Consider the following 20081-nt stretch of genomic DNA (forward strand, 5'->3'; position numbering starts at 1 on the left):
GTTCAGTTATCGCTTACAGGTAGAACGCTTTCAACGGCGGGAAGCCGTTGAATTCCACTGCGCTATAGCTGGTGGTGTAGGCACCGGTGGAGAGCCAGTACAGGCGATCACCAATCGACAGGTTCAGCGGCAGGCCGTACTTGTAGTTCTCGTACATGATGTCGGCGCTGTCGCAGGTCGGGCCAGCGATGACCACTTCTTCCATCTCGCCTTTCTTCTCGGTCCAGATCGGGAACTTGATGGACTCGTCCATGGTTTCGATCAGACCAGAGAACTTGCCCACGTCCACATACACCCAACGCTCAACAGCAGTACGCGATTTACGCGCCACCAAGACGACTTCGCTGACCAGGATGCCAGCGTTGGCGATCAGCGAACGGCCCGGCTCCAGAATGATTTCCGGCAGGTCGTCACCGAAGTCTTCCTTGAGGAAGCGAATGATCTCTTCGGCGTAGGTTTCCAGGCTGTTAGTGCGGGTGATGTAGTTGGCCGGGAAGCCGCCGCCCATGTTGATTAGTTTCAGTTCGATGCCGTCTTCTTCTTTCAAACGCTCGAAAATCACTTTTACCTTGGCGATAGCCGCGTCCCACACCGAGATGTCGCGCTGCTGCGAACCGACGTGGAACGACAGGCCGTAAGGCACCAGGCCCAGGTCTCGAGCCAGAATCAGCAGGTCCATGGCCATATCGGTCTGGCAGCCGAACTTGCGCGACAGCGGCCAGTCAGCGGTGGTCGAGCCTTCCGTGAGAATGCGCACATACACTTTCGAACCGGGAGCGGCCTTGGCGATGTTGCGCAGGTCGGCTTCGGAGTCGGTGGCGTACAGGCGCACGCCTTTGTCATAGAAGTAACGGATGTCGCGAGACTTCTTGATGGTGTTGCCGTAGCTGATGCGCTCCGGGCCGACACCGGCGGACATGACTTTGTCCAGCTCATAGATAGAAGCGATGTCGAAGTTCGAGCCTTTGTCGCGCAGCAGCTCAATGATTTCGATAGCGGGGTTGGCCTTGACGGCGTAGTAGACCTTGGCGAACTCGAAACCGGCGCGCAGGTCATCGTAAGCCTGGCTGATGATGTTGGTGTCGATCACCACGAACGGGGTTTCTTGCTGGTCGGCGAAGGCCTTCATTTTCTGGAAGGTTTCGCGCGGGTAGTAGTCTTCGACCTTAATCGACATGCGGGGGACTCCATGGGCAAAACAAACAAAGGTAGTAAGGGGTGGCTTTGTGACAAAGCCGCGAACGTCTAATCCGTTTCCCCACTTTGGTTCGCCTACTTCCCAAGGCTTGTCGCCGAGTATCGAAACCGATCTCTCGTCGTCAGTACTTGAGCCGCATGGATCGTTTCCAGCATGGACGTTCGGGCGCGAACTTTAGGAGCATGTGGGGGCAAGATCAATCAAAAAATGCCGCTGTTTTGCACCTGATTGTCGCCTTACCGATTGCCCGTTTTGGATTCCAAACACAACGTCCGAAATGCTGCACAAACCGTTGCGGCGCTTGGCTTCCAGCGCAGGTGCTGAGGGGAAGTATCCAGTCCGTTTTTGACAGACCGGCTATCACCATCAGGGTTCATTTGGATCGACTCAACGGAGCGACCGGCGCTTACGCCTCGGCCGCCCATCGAGGCGGGGCATCCTGTATACTTCGCGCCCAATTTCCAGCTCCACGACCAGGTTCTCGCATGTCCATTCAGGCCGCCGAAGTCGCGAAACGCCGTACGTTCGCCATCATCTCCCACCCCGACGCCGGTAAAACCACCATTACCGAGAAGCTTCTGCTTATGGGTAAAGCCATTGCCGTGGCGGGTACGGTGAAATCGCGTAAATCCGACCGCCATGCGACGTCTGACTGGATGGAAATGGAGAAGCAGCGCGGCATCTCCATCACCACCTCGGTGATGCAGTTCCCCTACCGCGAGCACATGATCAACCTGCTCGACACCCCCGGCCACGAAGACTTCTCGGAAGACACCTACCGCACCCTGACGGCAGTGGACTCGGCCCTGATGGTGCTCGACGGCGGTAAAGGCGTTGAGCCGCGCACCATCGCCCTGATGGACGTGTGCCGCCTGCGCGACACGCCCATCGTCAGCTTTATCAACAAGCTGGACCGCGACATTCGCGACCCCATCGAACTGCTCGATGAAATTGAAGCCGTGCTGAAAATCAAGGCGGCGCCGGTGACCTGGCCGATTGGCTGCTACCGCGACTTCAAAGGTGTGTACCACCTGGCTGACGACTACATCATCGTCTACACCCCGGGCCACGGCCACGAACGCACCGAAACCAAAATCATCGAAAAACTCGACTCCGACGAAGCCCGTGCGCACCTGGGCGACGAGTACGAGCGCTTTATCGAACAGCTGGAATTGGTTCAGGGCGCCTGCCATGAATTCAACCGCCAGGAATTTCTCGACGGCAAACTGACCCCGGTATTTTTCGGCACGGCGCTGGGCAACTTCGGCGTCGACCACGTACTCGACGCCGTGGTCGATTGGGCACCGCAGCCGCTGGCCCGTGTGGCCAACGAGCGCACCGTGGAGCCAGAGGAAGAGAAATTCAGCGGCTTCGTGTTCAAGATTCAAGCGAACATGGACCCCAAACACCGCGACCGCATCGCCTTTATGCGCATCTGCTCCGGCAAATACGACAAAGGCATGAAAATGCGCCACGTGCGCCTGGGCAAAGACGTGCGCATCGGCGACGCCCTGACCTTCTTCTCCTCCGAACGTGAGCAACTGGAAGAAGCGTTTGCCGGCGACATCATCGGCTTGCACAACCACGGCACCATCCAGATTGGCGACACCTTCACCGAAGGCGAAAACCTCGGCTTCACCGGCATCCCGCACTTCGCCCCGGAATTGTTCCGCCGCGTGCGCCTGAAAGATCCGCTGAAATCCAAGCAACTGCGCCAAGGCTTGCAAGAACTAGCCGAAGAAGGCGCCACACAGGTGTTCTTCCCGGAACGCAGCAACGACATCATCCTCGGCGCCGTGGGCGTGCTGCAGTTCGACGTGGTCGCCAGCCGGTTGAAAGAGGAATACAAGGTCGAGTGCCAGTACGAGCCGATCACCGTGTGGTCTGCCCGCTGGATCGACAGCAGCGATAAGAAGAAGCTTGAGGAATTCAAGGTCAAGGCCGTGGAAAACCTGGCCATCGACGGCGGCGGGCACCTGACATACCTGGCGCCGACGCGCGTGAACTTGAGCTTGATGGAAGAGCGCTGGCCTGAGGTGAAGTTCAGGGCTACGCGGGAACATCATTGATTTAGTGATGTTGCCTCAACGGCCCCTCACCGCTGCCCCTCTCCCGCAAGCGGGAGAGGGGTTCTAATCGGCGCAACTCGGTCGGGCCGGTCTCCCCTCTCCCGCTCTGCGGGAGAGGGGCTGGGGGTGAGGGCCGCCCTTGCTGTTCCACCCAAATCCGCAACGCTTCCATAACCGAGTCCATCTCGCCAAATACCTGATTATTCCAGAAGCGCAACACGCTATATCCCTGGGTCCTCAGCCAATCGCTACGACAGTTATCGTATCCAACTTGTTCTGAGTGCTGGCCGCCGTCGAGCTCAACAATCAGCTTCAACTCCCTGCAAACGAAATCCACGATGTATCGCCCAAGCGGCACCTGACGCCTGAACTTAAGCCCCAAAAAACGCCGGTCCCTCAACCTAAACCACATCACCCGCTCCGCCTCCGTCGCCGCCCCTCGCAACCCTTTGGCACGCCCACGTAAATCCATTTACCCTACTCCCCATGCGCCTAATCGACACCCACACCCACCTCGACTTCCCCGACTTCGATGCCGATCGCAGCCAGCTCTTGGCGAATGCCCGAGACAAAGGAGTGGAGCGTTTAGTAGTGCTCGGCGTCTATCAGAGCAACTGGCAGCGCGTATGGGACTTGGCCCAGGAAAACGACAGCCTCTATGCGGCCCTCGGCCTGCATCCCGTTTACCTGGAGCAGCACCACCCCGACCACCTAAACGAATTGCGCACCTGGCTGGAACGCTTGGCCGGCGACAAAAAGCTCTGCGCCGTGGGCGAGTTCGGTTTGGACTATTACCTGCCAGAGCTGGACCGCGACCGCCAACAAACCCTGTTCGAAGCACAACTCGCCCTGGCGGCCGACTTTGAACTACCGCCGCTTTTGCACGTGCGTCGCAGCCACGCGCAGGTGATCGCCACGCTCAAGCGCTTCAACTTGAAACGCCCTGGCATCATTCATGCGTTTGCGGGGAGCTATGAGGAAGCCCGTGAATACATGAAGTTGGGCTTTAAATTGGGGCTTGGCGGTGCCGCCACCTGGCCGCAGGCCTTGCGCTTGCGCAAGACGGTGCAGCGACTGCCTCTGGAGGCCATCGTGCTGGAAACGGATTCTCCGGATATGGCGCCAGCCATGTACCCCAACCAGCGCAATAGTCCCGAACATCTTCCCGAAATTTGCCAGGCGCTCGCTCAGTTGCTTGGTGTGAACACGCTAGAGCTCGCGCGGACTACTACCGGTAACGCGCGAGCCCTGTTTGGCTGGACTTAATTATTTATCGCAAAGACTTTAGCGATGTTCCTTTTATTGATTCAGGCTGACACTTAATTCATCCGTACCTTAGAACTATCGTAAAACAGCGTTAATTACCGTCATTCCGCTTAGGCTGTTGGGTAGGGTGAAACGGATTTGGCCCAATAGGCTCTACCGCGAGAGGAAATTCTTCACCTACAGGTCTCTGTTTTTTACGCGGTTTCGGTATCGGTTTAACCTTCGGAACTGCGGCACTGCCGCCGGCACTCGGGAAATCAGCGGGAAGCATCACATATCGGTCCGAAGTATTCCCATCGGGCCAGGCATGCGCACCGCTTGATGACGCACTCAACGGCACGTTGTAGACATATTGCGTCCTGTCAGCCGTTGCAGTCGCAGCGTCCAGCTTTTGATAAACAGGGAAACTGGCGTCGAACTTTCCGACCGTCAAATCATTCGCATAATTTCGAAGCATCCGATACTGGGTAGCGTTGTGCACCATCTTATCGCTACGCTGAGTGCGTAAAGCCAGAATCATCTCGTCCACTACGTGTTTCGTATTGTGGGTGTCCAGTTTTCGGTTGAGATAAGCCGTCTGCAGTTGCGCCGCCACAATGACCATCCCCGTGCGCCCAACCCCTGTCGTGCAATGTATCGCCACGCATTTATCAGCGTCTTTCGCCGCCGTACGGGCTTCGTTTATATCCGCCGCAACACTGTTGAGCCAACCCGTCTCCTTAGTGTGCAGGTCACTAACGGGTATATTTAAATACTTAACTTCGTTGTGAGCGACTGAGCCATCAGGGTAAGTCAATTTAATACCCAGTCCTCCAGAAGTTGCGTCGGCTATAGAGTTATGTGGGTTTCGGTTGACCAGTTGAAACTCCGCCGCATAACCTCTCAATTTAGATACAGCCTCGCCCGCGTTAGAAGGCCGATAATCAGTAAGATCATACTTAGCAAGATCAGCAGGCGTGGTCAAATCAACAACCGTTGGCAATCTCGATTACGGGCACTCCATTAGCTGAGCTGATGACGCTGGGGCCTGGCGACATCCGGTCTAGGAGAATTTCTGCGGCGGCCCAATTCGGTAAACCAGCAAGCAGCACAGCTAGCGAAAGTGGCTTGAGAATGGGAGCCGGCTGGATGCGCAATGGCATCGCGTCGATTAAGCCATCCGGGCATTGGCCAGGCTTGCGTCGAGAGCGCGCGATTTCCGCGACGGGAATCAAGCAACCGAAAATCGTACTGAAAACTAGACGAAAGCAACCCTTGTTCATAACCGGCCCCGAACTCAAAAAGAGCCAGAACCTTAACGACGCGCGTATTGAGTAGACGTAGGTCGGCCTATTTTGTCGGCAGCGATCCTACCGACCGAGACTACAGACCCTGCGCTGCGGTTTGGCGAAACCGCCTGAAAGAAGAAGTCGGGCAATCAGGTTGGCAAGAAAAAAGGGCAATAACCGTTGATACGCGATCAATCGTTATTGCCCCTTAACGCAGCCCCGCCGAGCGCGGGGTGCTTAGCCAAAGAACGTGAGTCGTGGCTATACGCGGAACGCGCTGATCAGTTGCTTGAGATGGGCCACTTCGCCCGACAGTTCACGGCTCGCTTGCTCGGTCTGGCTTGCGCCTTCAGCCGTGCGCTCGCCGGCCAGGTTGATTTCGACGATGTTCTGGTCGATGTCGTGCGCCACAGCTGTTTGCTGCTCCGCTGCCGCCGCGATCTGCTGGTTTTGGTCGACGATCATGCCCACCGCACCAAGAATATTTTCCAGCGCCACCTGCACCTTGCCGGACTCGGCCACGGTGTTGTCGGCCATGCTGTGACTGCTGTGCATGGTTTTGACCGCTGCACCGACGCCGCCTTGCAGCTTGGCAATCATCTTTTCGATTTCTTCAGTGGACTGCTGGGTGCGCTTGGCCAGGTTGCGGACCTCGTCGGCCACCACGGCAAACCCACGACCCTGCTCGCCAGCACGCGCTGCCTCGATGGCCGCGTTTAGGGCCAAGAGGTTGGTTTGTTCAGCGATGCCTTTGATCACGTCGAGCACTTGGCTGATCGAGGCACTGTCGCTGGCCAGTTGATTAATGACGGTTACCGACTGGTCAATCTCATCGGCCAGCCGTTGGATGCTGCCAACCTGCAATTCCACCAGCGCGCGACCGTTGACGGTTTCGTGATTAACGCTTTGCGCGCTGTCTACGGCGGCCGCGGCGCTACGGGCAACTTCCTGCGCGGTGGCGGACATCTGGTTCATCGCCGTGGCCACTTGTTCGATCTGGCTACGCTGCCCAGCGACGGCCTGGTTGCTTTGCGCGGACACGTCTTCCACCCGGTCGGCCTGCACGCCTACGGCGCTAACCGTGTGGCCGACGCGCTCAATGAGGTGGTGAATCTTCTGCACGGTGCCGTTGAACACTTCACCCAATTCGCCGAGTTCGTCACGACTCTGGGCGCGGAAGCTGACGGTCATGTCGCCGGCCGCGACTTGGTCCATTACCTTGCCGAGGCTTTTCAGCGTGGTGCGGGTGGACACATAAAACGCGCCGTAGAGATAGCCGATGAGGATGAACACCACTAGCAGCGCCACCACCAACAGCACCATCTGGGTTTGCTTACGCTCCAGACGTTTTTGCAGTTGTTGCTTGAGGAACACCAAGGCGGCGTCGTTCAGTTGGTAGGTTTTTTCCATCGACGCCGACACTTTGTCGTAGAACCCCTGCCACGGCTCGTCCAGGGAGTCGGCCATCACCACTTGGTCTTCGAAGAACGTGCTGCTTTCTTTCAATGTGGCGCGGCTGGCTTCGGCCAGGCTTTTCAACGCTTCTTGTGCAGCCGGGCTGCCATCGAGCGCGTCGTTGATGGTCAGGCCGTACTCAGCGTGGAGTTTTTCCAGCAGCAACAGCAATTCATCGAACTTGCCGCTCGCGGAGGAGTTGAGGAAGCCTTGCGCCAGCGACGCTGCGCCCAGCGAGCGACCAGTGCTCAGGGCTGCGGTGACGGAAGTGGTGCCGTTGGTGACCAGCTCGATCATCTGGCGCACGGTGGTCTGGTTGTCTTGGCTGAGGCCGGCCTGGTTGGCGATGATCTTGATCAGCACCTGCATGTTGCCCTGCAGCTTCTCGATCATCGGCGCTTTGCTCTGCAACGACGTTTCGGCGTCAGCGGCCTGCAGGGCTTTTACCAGCTCGTCACGCTTGGAGATGAACAGCTCGATCTGGTCGGCATCGGTGACCACCGGTTCGAGCTTGAGCAGGTCAGCTTCGATGCGTTTGCTCAGCGCGCCAATACGCGCTTCGAGATCGCCCGCCTTGCCGGATTGGCCGACGGCAGCGTTGATCTCGACCATGTCGTTGAGGTTTTCAAGGTCGCCGCGCAACTTGAGGCTAGCGCTCATCAAGTCGAGGCTTTGCAGCTCGGCGCGCGTGCCGATGAACTCGTTATACGAGTCCTGCACGAGATAGAAGTTGGTAACCAGCATCGGCAGAAAGAACAGGACGCTGATCAAGCTGAATTTCATACCAAAACTGAGGCGATTCATCAGCGCGATGGCCGGATACAGCACGGTCTTCACAAGACGTCTCCTGATCACATTATTGTTATTGGATCGTCACAGGGCAGAGCGGGGACGCAGCGGGGGTCAATCGCTTTCGTCTCTGTCGACCCGTGCGCGTCGCAGTGCGCATTAACCGTGCAGTGAGCGTGACACGAGTCACAAACTGCCGGGCGCGGCATTCTGTATACCCGATATCGGCACGCACCTTTGTAACTTAAGGTTAAGTGAGCGTCCATCGCCAGGAAGGGCCATTGATCTGAGTGATGGCACTTCACACCCCATGGCAACGCAACCCCAGCCAGCGCGGGCGTTTCAGCCCGACCAGTGGTTCCGTGACGGGGCTAAAACAATAATGTCCAGACGGCAAAACCGGCGTACCAAAACACCCCGGCGCGCACCAGCAGTTGCCACAAGCCGTCGAGGCTCGATACGCCGCTTTCGCCCAAGGTCGGCGCGCCAAAATCTTCAGCCGCACGACCGCTGTTGGCGATTAATTGAGCCGCCGAAATATTCCAGTTCAGCAATTCATTGAGCAGCACGCGGCTCACCGCCACAAAGCTGCCGACCAGCGCAAAGCTGCCGGCCAGCAGGCGCACCGGCAACCAGTCGAACGCATGTCGCCATTGCCCCGCGCGGGCGCGCAAGGCGGGGTCTTCAGCGTGCTCAACGGTCAACGCCAACAGCCGATAGGCAATCGCCGCCAACGGCCCCAGCAACGCGTACCAAAAGATCACCGCGAAGAAGCTCTGATAGCCCTGCCACAGAAGAAAACCCTGCGCTTGCTGCAACAGGCTGTCGGGGTCGGGCGCTTCGACGTTCAAATCACGTTGCGCCACCAAGTACGCCCCTTCTACATCTTCGCGGCGCCAGGCGTCGCGAAACGGCCCCAGCGCCACCAGTGGATCGCCGCGGCCCAGGCTGTAAACCAGCACCCACAAATGCACCGGCAACGTCAGCCAACCGTGCAACGGAACACCCAACACCGCGAGCAATACGGCCAGCGCCGCGACGGGCACCAACACTAACATCGCCAGTTGCAGCCACGGATTATGGCGAAACGCGGCTTGCCGCTCGGCCCACGCCAACAGGCGCAACCAGGCACCGTCTTGCTGGATTCTGGCGCGCCAGGACGAGAACTTCTCGACCCACAACACCAAGAGCAGCACTAGAAAACTCATGACACGCCTCCCTCTGACGACGGGCGTTCGCCCGCCTTTCCTTGATCTGCCAGGCCGGCAAAAAAACGCGGCCACTCGAAACATTCACCCGGATCGGTCTTACGGCCTGGCGCGATATCGCTGTGGCCGCAGATCCGCTCAGGGCTGATAGCGGGGTATGCCGCGCACAACTGCGCACTGAGTTGCGCGAGCACCGCATATTGAATAGCGGTAAACGGCTGGTCGTCGGTGCCTTCCAACTCAATGCCTATAGAAAAATCATTGCAGTTGTCGCGTCCTTCAAACAACGACAGGCCGGCGTGCCAGGCACGGTCCAGGCAGGACACGAACTGGATGACGCTGCCATCGCGCTGAATTAAAAAATGCGCCGACACACGCAGCTCGGCGATGCCGGCAAAGTACGGATGCTCGTCAGCACATAGGCAATTCTGAAACAGCTCAACCACCTTTCCCGTACCGAATTGCCCCGGCGGGAGGCTGATGTTGTGAATCACCAGCAGCGAAATTTCCCCATTGGGCCGCTCGTTGAAATTTGGCGACGGGCAATGGCGGATACCGTCGCACCAGCCGGTGGTGGGGTCCAACTGCATACATTCTCCTTGGCAGGCCCGCTGCAACCGGGCCGCAAACTGCCGACCACTCTAGAGCAGGCCACCGCCGCGGCCAACCCTGAAAACGACAACGCCCGGCAAAGGCCGGGCGTTGTTGGAACAGCACGTAGCGCTTAGGCGTTTTTCAACCGGCGCAAGTTACCGATTACCGACTCCAGGGCACGGTCAAACAACAGCGCATCGTCGAGCAGACGAATCGCGTTGCGGCGGAACTCCACCGCAAGACCCATACGAGTTTTCTCGAGTACTTTCATGCCCGTGCGGTTAACGAAGATGTACTTGCCGGTCGGCTTGATGATCGCCGCCAACTTGCAACGCACTTTGTGCTCTTCGTCTTCCTGAAACTCGACCCAGCTACCGACCACAAGGCTGTCGACACGGGCCAGGCCTTCGTCGTCGTCCGGCAGCACCATTTCTGGTTCCGGCAGGCGGTTTTCACCCGGCGCCAGCAGCACGATTTCTTCAACGACCTCGACCATCGCCGGCACGGCAACCGCCTCGACTTCGTCTTCAGGCGGCAGCTCCAGCAGCGGTGCGTCGCCGTCTGCTGCGGCTGCATTGGCGTCAGGTTCAACCGCCTCAGGCATCGGCCGTTTGAAGCGCTGGAACGCCTGTACATGCAGGTTTTCCAGCTGACTGAAAAATTCGCTGGTGGAGAACGGGTCGAACGCCGCGCTGGCCATGCCTTCGCGCAGGGCTTTCAGCAGGCCGGGCACCAGTTCCAGCAGACGCAGACGCGCCTCGGGATCTTCATGCGGGGCCACACTCCAGACCAAATCGTCCATGGTGCTCAGCGCCGCGTCCCACTCCGGCGAATTCACGCCGTGTTTGAGGCAGGTGAGCATCATCACTTTGCTCCAGGCTTCTTGGAGCAAGCGCACCACCACTTCGGGCAGCGTTTTACCGAGCAGACGTTCATTCAACGCATGTTCGACTTCGCGACGGGCCAGTTCAGCCTTGGCGCTGCCCTCTTCGGCATCACGGGTACGTTGCTCGAGCAACTCGCTGCGGCGACGCTCATCGCCGGTAAAGGCGAGGAAATCGGCCAACAATTCGGAGAAAATCGCCGGATCGTCAACGAAATCGTTAAGCAGGCGCTGCACGATGCTTTCGATCTTCTGATACAGGCTGTCGCGCTGGGCGTCGTCCTGCTCTGCCCAGCCCAAGGCGGCCGCAGCAATTTCGTTGAGTAGACGGCGCGCCGGATGGCTGCCACGGCTGAAGAAGGTTTTATCGAGAACCGCGACCTTCAACATCGGAATTTGCAGACGGCCAATCAGCGCTTTCAGCGAGTCGGACAGGGTGCGGTCGTCGAGGATGAACTCGAACAACATCGACACCAGATTGATGACGTCCTCATCAACCTCACCGACCACGCGCGACTTGCCGCTCTTGGCGCTGGCGCGCACCAGCAGTTGTTCCAGTTGGTTGCGCAGGTCGAAGTCGTCTTGCACGGCGGTAGTGAACGCCGGGCGCTGCTGCATATGCGAAAGCAGACGCATCAAGTCATTGCTGGAAATCGGCAAGGCGTCGGCCGGCATTTCGCGACGCGGCAGGCCACTGCCGCGCACTTGCGACAACAGCTCTTGCAGCACGCCGAACACTTCCTGCACGCCTTCATCGGCGTAACCGCCACTGTGGCTGGCTTCGCCAGGCGCACCGGCGGCGGAAGAACTGCGCATACCACTGCTGGCCGGACCGGCTTTACGACGCACCGGGGCCGTCTTCAGCTCTGGCAATACGCCGGCCTGAATCAGCTGTTCGTTGGTGTCGGAATAGAGTTGGTCGAGGTCAGCCAGTACATATTTCTCAAACAGCTTGAGAATGATCAGCTTGACCTTGATCTCAACGCCCAGACGGCTGCAGGCCTCCAGGAAAAATTCACAGAGAACGGTCGGACCGAGCGGGTTGGTTTTGTCGTCGATTTTCTTGCTGACCATCGCGTTGATCCGCGTGGTCAGGTGGCCGAGAGCAACCGAATCACGGCTCATCACCTTGGCGACCATGGAATCCAGCGCTACGGTCTCTTCCAGCTCATCGTTTTGCACCAACGCCAGGGTGTCGAACGACACGGCGTCCAACTGCGGCGCGCGGCCGATTTCGTACTGGTTAAGGTTGGCGAAGGTTTCGAAGACTTTCTGCAGGAAGCCGCGCTCAATGCCCTTGCGCTTCAGACGCAGGTCACGCATGGCCTCGAAAAAGGCGTTCTGCTCGGCGTTACTGGTCGCGCGGTCGGCCATCTCGAAGAGGGTGTCGTCCGCGTTGTCGAACAACGCCTGCAAGGCTTGTTTCAGCTGCTGAGCAGCTTTGTCGCGCACGTGAATGAGTGCCACGGGCAGCCTCCCCGCCGGTGATGTTGGCGAGTGCTCGGGGGCAACCTTATTGAGGTGCACCACTTTCGCATCAGTCATTGCAACTCTCCCGCAGACCGGCCATCTGGCTCTCACATCTGCATAACGATCAACTGAGCGTCATCCGTTTTACGTCAAGGGCATGGCGTCAATAATAAGCAGTAAAAGCGATTATAGAGAGCCGGAGCAAGATGAAACCCTACTTCTTGCCCAGATATGACCTACATCACACATGTACCGCATCTGATTCCAAACGGCTACTAACGGACGACCAACGCGCGAAACTCCGCACAGATCCGCCTAAATAAATGGCGCTGCACAGAGACCTTCGCCTCCTTATAATTGCTCCCATCCGAAACGGGAGCTCCCAATGCCGAACCTTGCCCTCGCCGACCTTGGCGCAGAAATTCAAGCCAACGTACGCCGTGCTCTTCGTGAAGACGTCGGCAGCGGCGACATCACCGCCCAACTGATCCCCGCCGAACGCCTTGCTCACGCCACCATCATCACCCGCGACGCTGCCGTCATAGCCGGCAGCGCTTGGGTTGACAACGTATTTGCCCAAATAGATCCGCGCGTCGCTGTGCACTGGCAAGTTCAGGACGGCGATCGTGTGCAGCCTAACCAAGCTTTGTTTCACCTCGAAGGCCCCGCCCGCGCCCTGCTCACCGGCGAGCGCAGCGCCCTCAACTTCCTGCAAACCCTCTCCGCCGTCGCCACCCGCTGCCGCCACTACGCCGACCTCGTCGAAGGCACCGGCGTGAAGCTGCTCGACACCCGAAAAACCCTGCCTGGCCTGCGCCTGGCACAGAAATACGCCGTCACCCAAGGCGGTTGCCATAACCACCGCATCGGCCTGTACGACGCTTTCTTGATAAAAGAAAACCACATCGCCGCGTGCGGCGGCATCGCGCAAGCCATTAAAGCCGCCCATGGCATTGCGCCAGGCAAGCCGGTGGAAGTGGAGGTAGAGAGCTTGGCAGAACTACAAGAAGCGCTGGATGCGGGGGCCGACATCATCATGCTCGACGAACTGAGCCTGGATGAGATGCGCACGGCGGTGGCAATGACCGCCGGCAAGGCGAAGCTGGAAGCGTCGGGCGGTATTAATGAAACGACACTGCGGGTGATTGCTGAGACGGGGGTGGATTACGTGTCGATTGGCACGTTGACTAAGGATGTTAAGGCGGTGGATTTGTCGATGCGGTTGAGCATTTGACTCAACCGCACCGCAGGCAGGCCGCTTCCGTCAGTTCCAGGGATTCAGATCGACAATTGCCACGACCTGGCCCGCTTTTCGGTCGACCAGCACCACCATCGGTTTAACGCTAGCCATAAGCGGTAGCCAACCGTCTGCCTCCGGGTACTCGCTCAACGCGGCGGCGACCGAGTCGTCTTTATTGAAGCGCTTCAACTCATCGAGGGGCTTGGCCTGCAAACGTACCGCTGAGGCCATGTCCTCCAAGGGCTTATAGAGCTTTGGCCGCTGGGCCAGGTCCGGCCCGCCTTTAGTGGCCTCGAAAGTAATGTTATTGCGCTCTTGCACGTCGGCAGGGTTCTCTGCCCCAACCCACTTGGGGCCAAATAGCGGGGCCGACTGATACGCGGCAGGCGCATTGCCAATGTCCCGAGTATCAATATCCAACACCCGCACCGCATCGAATCGGTCAGCGTTAAACACAAGCCAAGCCGGCCGCCCTTCCGCCACAGACCAGAGCCCATAGACCAACGCCGACAGCTGAAGCGCGGCAATTACTGCCAAGTCGAATTTGAGGCTCTTCTTGCCTTCCTTATAGATAAGCAACGTAAGCGCCGGGCCTAGGCACACGTCGATCGCCAACAACATCAAAAAAACGTGGGTCACGCCCAACGCCGTATACAGCGGCTCGGGATACCAAACCATGAAGATGAGCAGCAGCGACAGCACGCCAATCGCTGCGGAAATCAACAGATGCAGGGCGAAAGCCTTGATGCGAATGGGCACAGCAACCTCCTGTAAGCAGATGTGGTCGGCAATCTAGCAGGGAAATCAGGCGGCATTCAAAAGCGGTAAGCGCAATGGTTACCCGATCACGCAAGCGAGACGAATCGTATTGACTCCGGGGGTTGCAAGCCTGCAATGGTGGCCAATAGCCGTAGGTGACATCCCACGACCTTGTCAGATGACGCTTTTTGTCAGTTACCGCCACCGCGTGAAACCACAGGCGGTGAGACCAAGCGAAAAAAGCCCAAAAGAAGTGCCAAATAAGGGACGCGTAAAACCTGGCACGCAAGCTGCAATATCTCCTGCAACGCAACTAAGACGTTGCTACTTACAACCCCGGAGAGCATTACATGAAGACTATGCAGAAAGGCTTTACCCTTATCGAATTGATGATCGTAGTTGCGATCATCGGTATCTTGGCTGCCATCGCCCTGCCGGCATATCAGGACTACACCGTTCGCGCCAAGGTATCGGAAGGCTTTATCGCTGCCAGCGCCCTGAAAGTCGGTGTTACTGACGCGTTTGCCGATAAAGGCGAAGCGGGTATCTCCGCTTATAAAACTGAAGTTCTCGCCGACATCGCCAACCTGAAAACCAAGCTCATCAGTGACGTAGCTATCGCTGATACTGGCGCTATCACCGTTACCATGGACATTCCGCAGCTCGGCACGGATAACAAGCTCGCCCTCGTCCCAACCATCAACGGCAATGCAATTGACGATGACCACTCCACTGGCTCGATCGTATGGGATTGCACCACTCAAGCTACGACCATCAAGAAAAAGTTTCTGCCAGCCAACTGCCGCGCCACTGCCGCTGCTCCTGCTGCAGGCAACTGATAGCAAGACGCATCGAAAGACGACATAAGAAGAGGCCGCACATGCGGCCTTTTTCTATAGCAAAGAATATCTGGATCGCTAACGATCGTTCTAAGAGTGTGCCTTCAGCATGGGATACCGCCTGTCTGCTGCGAATGCTGGTTTATAGTTGGCAATCACATACGTCTAGAATGCATGCCAACGTACATCTCGAGTTCCATCTATGAATGACATAGTCAACCTGTCTGGCCTGGCTAAACAACTCGTGCTCGCGGAGCTGCTTGATGAAAAAAGCGCTAAGCAGGCTCATGTTCAAGCTCAGCGTAACAAAACTTCGCTCGTAACCTATCTGGTTCAAAACAAGCTGGTGAGAAGCCGCCAGCTGGCTGAATTGGCGGCCGACCAATTTGGGGTAGCCTTTTTAGATTTGACTAGCTTGGATAAAGAAAGCCAGCCTAGGGATCTCATAGCTGAGAAGCTTATGCGGCAGCACCGCGTTCTGCCTCTATGGCGTCGCGGCAACAAATTATTTGTTGGGATTTCCGACCCCACCAACCACCAAGCCATCACGGATGTGCAATTCAGCACCGGTCTGAACACTGAAGCCATCTTGGTGGAAGACGACAAGCTAGGCGACGCCATCGAAAAATTCTTCGACAGCGCCAGCAGTGCAATGGACGACCTTGGTGACCTCGATCTAGATATCGAAACGGTCGACGAGAATGGGCCTGGCAAGGAAGAAAGCCAGGAGGCCGACGACGCACCGGTTGTACGCTTCGTAAACAAGATGCTGTTGGACGCCATCAAAATGGGTTCGTCCGACCTGCACTTCGAACCTTATGAGAAAAGCTACCGTGTACGCTTTCGTACCGACGGCATTCTTCACGAAATCGCCCGCCCGCCAATCCAATTGGCACCCCGAATTTCCGCCCGCTTGAAGGTGATGGCCAGCCTGGATATTTCCGAGCGCCGCAAGCCGCAAGACGGCCGCATCAAGATGCGTATTTCGAAAACCAAATCCATCGACTTTCGCGTCAGCACCTGCCCCACTCTCTGGGGCGAAAAGATCGTGATGCGGATTCTCGACTCCTCCAGCGCGCAGATGGGCATCGACGCCCTCGGCTACGAGGAATCGCAGAAAGAGCTTTATATGTCAGCCCTCAAGCAGCCGCAGGGGATGATTCTGGTAACCGGCCCGACTGGCTCCGGCAAAACCGTTTCGCTGTACACCGGCCTGAATATTCTCAACACTGTGGACGTCAATATTTCCACCGCAGAAGACCCGGTGGAAATCAACCTGGAAGGTATCAATCAGGTCAACGTCAACCCGAAACAGGGCATGGACTTCACCGCCGCGTTGAAATCTTTCCTGCGTCAGGATCCGGATATCATCATGGTCGGCGAGATCCGGGATTTGGATACCGCATCCATTGCCATCAAGGCTGCGCAGACGGGCCATATGGTGATGTCGACGCTGCACACCAACAGCGCGGCTGAAACCCTCACACGCTTGCGCAACATGGGTGTGCCGTCTTTTAACATCGCTACATCGGTCAACCTGATCATTGCCCAGCGCCTGGCGCGCAAGCTTTGCAGCGTGTGTAAAAAAGAAGTGCCGATTCCACCAGAGACGTTGATAGAAGAAGGTTTCCCAGCTGACAAAATCGGCACCTTCAAGATTTACGGCCCGGTTGGCTGCGATAACTGCAACGGCGGTTACAAAGGCCGAGTCGGAATATATGAAGTGGTTAAAAACACGCCTGCGCTGCAACGCATTATCATGGAGGAAGGCAACTCCATCGATATTTCGGTGCAGATGCGCAAAGATGGCTTTAACGACCTACGCACCTCGGCACTGCTGAAGGCCATGCAGGGAGTCACCAGCCTCGAAGAAGTGAACCGCGTCACTAAGGATTAAGTCATGGCCGCTAAAGCATTAAAAACCAGCACCTTCACCTGGGAAGGCACTGATCGTAAAGGCTCCAAGCTGAAGGGCGAAACAAGCGGCCAGAATCCTGCACTGGTAAAAGCACAACTTCGCAAGCAGGGCATCAACCCGACCAAGGTGCGCAAAAAACCGGTTTCCCTGTTCAGTGCCGGCAAAAAAATTAAGCCCATGGATATCGCGCTGTTTGCTCGGCAAATGGCGACCATGATGAAGGCTGGGGTGCCGCTGTTGCAGTCCTTCGACATCATTGGCGAAGGGCTCGACAACCCCAACATGCGCAAGCTGGTGGATGAGATCAAACAGCACGTCGCGGCCGGTAATAGTTTCGCTGCCGCACTGCGAACCCGCCCGATGTACTTTGATGACTTGTTCTGCAATCTAGTAGACGCTGGTGAACAAGCCGGTGCGCTGGAAAATTTGCTGGACCGCGTTGCTACTTACAAAGAAAAAACTGAAGCACTGAAAGCAAAGATCAAAAAGGCAATGAACTACCCGATCGCGGTTGTGTGTGTTGCCGTGATCGTGACCGCCATTCTTCTTCTGAAGGTGGTGCCGCAGTTTGAGTCGGTGTTTAAAAACTTTGGTGCTGAACTTCCAGCCTTTACCCAGATGGTGGTAAATCTTTCGCGAGGGCTAACCGAAACTTGGTATCTCTTTCTGATCGGTATCGTTGTGGTAGTGGTCGGATTTATCGAGATCAATAAGCGCTCCGAAAAATTCCGCAATGGCTTGGACCGCACACTCCTGAAGGCCCCCATCGTCGGCGATATCATTTACAAGTCTTCCGTTGCCCGTTATGCCCGCACTTTGGCAACCACGTTCGCTGCCGGCGTACCACTTGTAGAAGCCCTTGATTCAGTTGCTGGCGCCACCGGCAACATTGTTTTCAGAAACGCAGTAAACAAGGTCAAGCAGGACGTGACCTCGGGTATGCAACTGAACTTCTCGATGAAGTCGACCGGCGTGTTCCCATCAATGGCTGTGCAAATGACAGCTATCGGCGAAGAGTCCGGTTCCCTGGATATGATGCTCGACAAAGTCGCGCTGTATTACGAAGCCGAAGTAGATAACGCCGTAGACGGCCTGACCGCGCTGATGGAGCCCCTGATCATGTCGATTCTCGGCGTCTTGGTTGGCGGCTTGGTCGTAGCGATGTATCTCCCTATCTTCCAGTTGGGTGCCGTAGTTTAAAAACATGTCTCTATTCCAACTCCTGGCCAGCGATTCGCTGGCCTTTGTTTTTTGCACCCTAATCCTCGGCCTGCTGGTAGGCAGCTTCCTCAACGTGGTGGTTTATCGCCTGCCGGTGATGATGAAGCGCGATTGGCAAAACCAGGCGCGGGAAATTCTGGAGCTGCCGCCAGAGCCGAAGGGCAAAACGTTCAACCTGATACTGCCCAACTCCAGCTGCCCGCATTGCAACCACGAAATCAAAGCATGGGAAAACATTCCGGTCGTCAGTTGGCTCGCCCTGCGCGGCAAATGCTCTTCCTGCAAAGCTCCGATCAGCAAACGCTACCCCTTGGTCGAGCTCACCTGCGGCTTTCTCTCGGCTTATGTCGCTTGGCATTTCGGTTTCACTTGGCAAGCCGGCGCGATGCTGTTGCTGACGTGGGGTTTGTTGGCGATGAGCCTGATTGATGCGGACCACCAGTTGCTACCGGACGCGTTGGTGTTGCCGCTGTTGTGGGTCGGCTTGATCGTTAATCAGTTTGGCTTGTTTGCCACTGCGCAGGACGCATTGTTCGGCGCAGTCGCCGGCTACCTGAGTTTGTGGTCGGTGTATTGGCTGTTCAAGCTGGTGACGGGCAAGGAAGGCATGGGCTATGGCGACTTCAAGTTGCTGGCCATGCTCGGGGCGTGGGGCGGGTGGCAGGTGTTGCCGCTGACGATTCTGCTGTCCTCGCTGGTGGGCGCGGTGTTGGGGGTGATCATGCTGCGTTTGCGTAACGCTGAAACCAGCACACCGATTCCCTTTGGCCCTTACCTGGCAATTGCCGGCTGGATTGCGCTGCTCTGGGGTGATCAAATAACCGGCACCTATCTGCAAATCGCCGGATTTAAATGACTACACCCTGGATTCTTGGGCTCACTGGCGGCATCGGCAGTGGCAAGAGCGCCGTCGCGCAGCACTTCATCGATCTAGGCGTCCACTGCGTCGACGCCGACCACGCCGCGCGCTGGGTGGTTGAGCCGGGCAAGCCGGCCTTGGCTGCCATCGTCGAGCACTTCGGCCCGCAGGTGCTGCAAGCCAATGGAGAACTCGATCGCACGGCGTTACGCGGCCTTATCTTTCAAGCGCCGGAAGAACGCCGCTGGCTCGAAACGCTGTTGCATCCGCTGATTGGCGAAGAAATCATGGCCAGCTTGGCGAGCGCCACGTCGCCGTACGCCATCCTGGTTTCGCCGCTGTTGATCGAGTCGGGTCAATACAAGCTGACGCAACGAGTGCTGGTGGTCGACGCCCCCGAAAGCCTGCAACTGGAGCGCACGATGCTGCGCGATAGCGCCTCCCAGGAGCAGGTCCATGCGATTCTCAAGGCCCAGGCCTTGCGCGAGGACCGCTTGAAACATGCGGACGACGTGTTGCTCAATGACCGCGATTTACCCTGGCTGCAAGCCGAAGTTGAACGCTTGCACCGCTTCTATCTCACTCTTCATGGAGGCCAGCCATGAGCCCTGCTCCCATCGTTAAATGCCCTACCTGCGGCGCCCCCGTCGAATGGACGCCGAAGAATGTCACTCGCCCGTTTTGCAGCGAACGCTGCAAGTTGATCGACCTTGGCGCCTGGGCGTCCGGCGAACATGCGATTCCGGGCGACCCTGTGGAAGACGACGTCTTCTCCAGCGATTTCGACGTTCCGCCGCAACGCCACTGAGTTTCAGGGCCGCATAAAGCTGTAGTCGCGGTCGTCGTCCAGGTTATCGGCGAGAAACTGCAGTTCCTGTGCCAGGTCCGCAGGGCTGCGGTGGTGCTTGCTCTGTTCGATCACCGCGCTGAGCATTGCCCTCAACGCCAAGCTCGTTTCAAGCCCTTGAGTGCCAGCGTCTTCCAGGCTGCGCTGCAGCTGCTGTGTGGCCCATGCGTGTGCACTCATCTCGCGATCTCCTCGGTT

19 protein-coding genes and 1 pseudogene are annotated in these 20081 nt (G+C 57.5%); 9 read left to right on the forward strand and 11 right to left on the reverse strand.

The genetic code is table 11. The annotated features are described in order from the left end of the window. Nucleotides 1-13 precede the first annotated feature (13 nt). Complete coding sequence (locus ACZZZU_RS10095) at nt 14-1177, reverse strand: type III PLP-dependent enzyme (protein WP_122494413.1); 1164 nt, start codon at nt 1175-1177, stop codon at nt 14-16. A 506-nt stretch (nt 1178-1683) separates the two neighbouring features. Between ACZZZU_RS10095 and ACZZZU_RS10100 the strand changes: the two genes are divergently transcribed. Further along, nucleotides 1684-3267 carry a peptide chain release factor 3 gene (locus ACZZZU_RS10100; RefSeq protein WP_122494415.1) on the forward strand — a complete coding sequence of 528 codons (1584 nt, stop codon included), beginning with the start codon at nt 1684-1686 and terminating at the stop codon, nt 3265-3267. A 1-nt stretch (nt 3268) separates the two neighbouring features. Here ACZZZU_RS10100 and ACZZZU_RS10105 read toward each other — a convergent pair whose 3' ends face one another. Then, on the reverse strand, nt 3269-3739 hold the full coding sequence (locus tag ACZZZU_RS10105) for an endonuclease domain-containing protein (protein ID WP_463550494.1): 471 nt from the start codon (nt 3737-3739) through the stop codon (nt 3269-3271). Nucleotides 3740-3753: 14 nt separating this feature from the next. Here ACZZZU_RS10105 and ACZZZU_RS10110 point away from each other — a divergent pair, with 14 nt between their 5' ends. Then, nucleotides 3754-4533 carry a TatD family hydrolase gene (locus ACZZZU_RS10110; protein WP_463550495.1) on the forward strand — a complete coding sequence of 260 codons (780 nt, stop codon included), beginning with the start codon at nt 3754-3756 and terminating at the stop codon, nt 4531-4533. A gap of 91 nt (nt 4534-4624) precedes the next feature. Here ACZZZU_RS10110 and ACZZZU_RS10115 read toward each other — a convergent pair whose 3' ends face one another. The 7 genes and pseudogenes from ACZZZU_RS10115 to ACZZZU_RS10145 all read right to left on the reverse strand — a co-directional run bounded on the left by ACZZZU_RS10115 (nt 4625) and on the right by ACZZZU_RS10145 (nt 12275). Continuing rightward, on the reverse strand, nt 4625-5497 hold the full coding sequence (locus tag ACZZZU_RS10115) for a dual specificity protein phosphatase family protein (RefSeq protein WP_463550496.1): 873 nt from the start codon (nt 5495-5497) through the stop codon (nt 4625-4627). Nucleotide 5498: 1 nt separating this feature from the next. Further along, nucleotides 5499-5795 (reverse strand): ESPR-type extended signal peptide-containing protein, encoded by a 297-nt coding sequence (locus ACZZZU_RS10120; protein WP_463550497.1) that lies wholly within the window; start codon nt 5793-5795, stop codon nt 5499-5501. A 267-nt stretch (nt 5796-6062) separates the two neighbouring features. After that, entirely contained in the window at nt 6063-6776 is a 714-nt protein-coding gene (locus ACZZZU_RS10125; RefSeq protein WP_463552127.1) for a methyl-accepting chemotaxis protein, read from the reverse strand. A 144-nt stretch (nt 6777-6920) separates the two neighbouring features. Then, nucleotides 6921-8060 (reverse strand): annotated as a pseudogene (locus ACZZZU_RS10130) (HAMP domain-containing protein); the annotation flags it as partial. Between the two features lie 356 nt (nt 8061-8416). Beyond that, complete coding sequence (gene ampE, locus ACZZZU_RS10135; RefSeq protein ID WP_122494424.1) at nt 8417-9253, reverse strand: regulatory signaling modulator protein AmpE; 837 nt, start codon at nt 9251-9253, stop codon at nt 8417-8419. Next, nucleotides 9250-9843: a 1,6-anhydro-N-acetylmuramyl-L-alanine amidase AmpD gene (gene ampD, locus ACZZZU_RS10140; RefSeq protein WP_463383743.1), complete on the reverse strand. Its 594-nt coding sequence runs from the start codon at nt 9841-9843 to the stop codon at nt 9250-9252. Before ampD ends, ampE begins: the two co-directional genes overlap by 4 nt. A 134-nt stretch (nt 9844-9977) precedes the next feature. Further along, complete coding sequence (locus tag ACZZZU_RS10145) at nt 9978-12275, reverse strand: DUF1631 domain-containing protein (RefSeq protein WP_463383744.1); 2298 nt, start codon at nt 12273-12275, stop codon at nt 9978-9980. A 310-nt stretch (nt 12276-12585) separates the two neighbouring features. On the opposite strand from ACZZZU_RS10145, the gene nadC reads away from it, so the two are divergent. Next, nucleotides 12586-13434: a carboxylating nicotinate-nucleotide diphosphorylase gene (gene nadC, locus ACZZZU_RS10150; RefSeq protein ID WP_463550498.1), complete on the forward strand. Its 849-nt coding sequence runs from the start codon at nt 12586-12588 to the stop codon at nt 13432-13434. A 30-nt stretch (nt 13435-13464) separates the two neighbouring features. Here nadC and tfpZ read toward each other — a convergent pair whose 3' ends face one another. After that, nucleotides 13465-14199 carry a TfpX/TfpZ family type IV pilin accessory protein gene (tfpZ, locus tag ACZZZU_RS10155; protein ID WP_463550499.1) on the reverse strand — a complete coding sequence of 245 codons (735 nt, stop codon included), beginning with the start codon at nt 14197-14199 and terminating at the stop codon, nt 13465-13467. Nucleotides 14200-14549: 350 nt separating this feature from the next. Between tfpZ and ACZZZU_RS10160 the strand changes: the two genes are divergently transcribed. The 6 genes from ACZZZU_RS10160 (at nt 14550) to yacG (ending at nt 19844) form a co-directional block, all read left to right on the forward strand. Further along, nucleotides 14550-15038, forward strand: coding sequence for a pilin (locus ACZZZU_RS10160; RefSeq protein WP_463550500.1), 489 nt, complete (start codon nt 14550-14552; stop codon nt 15036-15038). Between the two features lie 202 nt (nt 15039-15240). Next, the gene (gene pilB / locus ACZZZU_RS10165; RefSeq protein ID WP_463550501.1) at nt 15241-16935 is read left to right on the forward strand and encodes a type IV-A pilus assembly ATPase PilB; all 1695 of its coding nucleotides are present in this window, start codon (nt 15241-15243) and stop codon (nt 16933-16935) included. A gap of 3 nt (nt 16936-16938) precedes the next feature. Further along, nucleotides 16939-18156: a type II secretion system F family protein gene (locus ACZZZU_RS10170; protein WP_463550502.1), complete on the forward strand. Its 1218-nt coding sequence runs from the start codon at nt 16939-16941 to the stop codon at nt 18154-18156. 4 nt (nt 18157-18160) lie between these two features. Further along, nucleotides 18161-19033 carry a prepilin peptidase gene (locus ACZZZU_RS10175; protein ID WP_463550503.1) on the forward strand — a complete coding sequence of 291 codons (873 nt, stop codon included), beginning with the start codon at nt 18161-18163 and terminating at the stop codon, nt 19031-19033. After that, the gene (coaE, locus tag ACZZZU_RS10180; protein WP_463550504.1) at nt 19030-19641 is read left to right on the forward strand and encodes a dephospho-CoA kinase; all 612 of its coding nucleotides are present in this window, start codon (nt 19030-19032) and stop codon (nt 19639-19641) included. Before ACZZZU_RS10175 ends, coaE begins: the two co-directional genes overlap by 4 nt. Beyond that, complete coding sequence (gene yacG, locus ACZZZU_RS10185; RefSeq protein WP_463550505.1) at nt 19638-19844, forward strand: DNA gyrase inhibitor YacG; 207 nt, start codon at nt 19638-19640, stop codon at nt 19842-19844. Before coaE ends, yacG begins: the two co-directional genes overlap by 4 nt. A gap of 3 nt (nt 19845-19847) precedes the next feature. On the opposite strand, the gene ACZZZU_RS10190 is transcribed toward yacG, so the two are convergent. Continuing rightward, entirely contained in the window at nt 19848-20063 is a 216-nt protein-coding gene (locus ACZZZU_RS10190) for a hypothetical protein (RefSeq protein ID WP_463550506.1), read from the reverse strand. Nucleotides 20064-20081: the final 18 nt, after the last annotated feature.

The sequence above is a fragment of the Pseudomonas sp. AC136 genome, from assembly GCF_979258585.1.

Coding starts and splice junctions, on each gene's coding strand:
- ACZZZU_RS10095 (WP_122494413.1), bottom strand. CDS start 1,177: ATGTCGATTAAGGTCGAAGACTACTACCCGCGCGAAACCTTCCAGAAA.
- ACZZZU_RS10100 (WP_122494415.1), top strand. CDS start 1,684: ATGTCCATTCAGGCCGCCGAAGTCGCGAAACGCCGTACGTTCGCCATC.
- ACZZZU_RS10105 (WP_463550494.1), bottom strand. CDS start 3,739: ATGGATTTACGTGGGCGTGCCAAAGGGTTGCGAGGGGCGGCGACGGAG.
- ACZZZU_RS10110 (WP_463550495.1), top strand. CDS start 3,754: ATGCGCCTAATCGACACCCACACCCACCTCGACTTCCCCGACTTCGAT.
- ACZZZU_RS10120 (WP_463550497.1), bottom strand. CDS start 5,795: ATGAACAAGGGTTGCTTTCGTCTAGTTTTCAGTACGATTTTCGGTTGC.
- ACZZZU_RS10125 (WP_463552127.1), bottom strand. CDS start 6,776: ATGAACCAGATGTCCGCCACCGCGCAGGAAGTTGCCCGTAGCGCCGCG.
- ampE (WP_122494424.1), bottom strand. CDS start 9,253: ATGAGTTTTCTAGTGCTGCTCTTGGTGTTGTGGGTCGAGAAGTTCTCG.
- ampD (WP_463383743.1), bottom strand. CDS start 9,843: ATGCAGTTGGACCCCACCACCGGCTGGTGCGACGGTATCCGCCATTGC.
- ACZZZU_RS10145 (WP_463383744.1), bottom strand. CDS start 12,275: ATGACTGATGCGAAAGTGGTGCACCTCAATAAGGTTGCCCCCGAGCAC.
- nadC (WP_463550498.1), top strand. CDS start 12,586: ATGCCGAACCTTGCCCTCGCCGACCTTGGCGCAGAAATTCAAGCCAAC.
- ACZZZU_RS10160 (WP_463550500.1), top strand. CDS start 14,550: ATGAAGACTATGCAGAAAGGCTTTACCCTTATCGAATTGATGATCGTA.
- pilB (WP_463550501.1), top strand. CDS start 15,241: ATGAATGACATAGTCAACCTGTCTGGCCTGGCTAAACAACTCGTGCTC.
- ACZZZU_RS10170 (WP_463550502.1), top strand. CDS start 16,939: ATGGCCGCTAAAGCATTAAAAACCAGCACCTTCACCTGGGAAGGCACT.
- ACZZZU_RS10175 (WP_463550503.1), top strand. CDS start 18,161: ATGTCTCTATTCCAACTCCTGGCCAGCGATTCGCTGGCCTTTGTTTTT.
- coaE (WP_463550504.1), top strand. CDS start 19,030: ATGACTACACCCTGGATTCTTGGGCTCACTGGCGGCATCGGCAGTGGC.
- yacG (WP_463550505.1), top strand. CDS start 19,638: ATGAGCCCTGCTCCCATCGTTAAATGCCCTACCTGCGGCGCCCCCGTC.
- ACZZZU_RS10190 (WP_463550506.1), bottom strand. CDS start 20,063: ATGAGTGCACACGCATGGGCCACACAGCAGCTGCAGCGCAGCCTGGAA.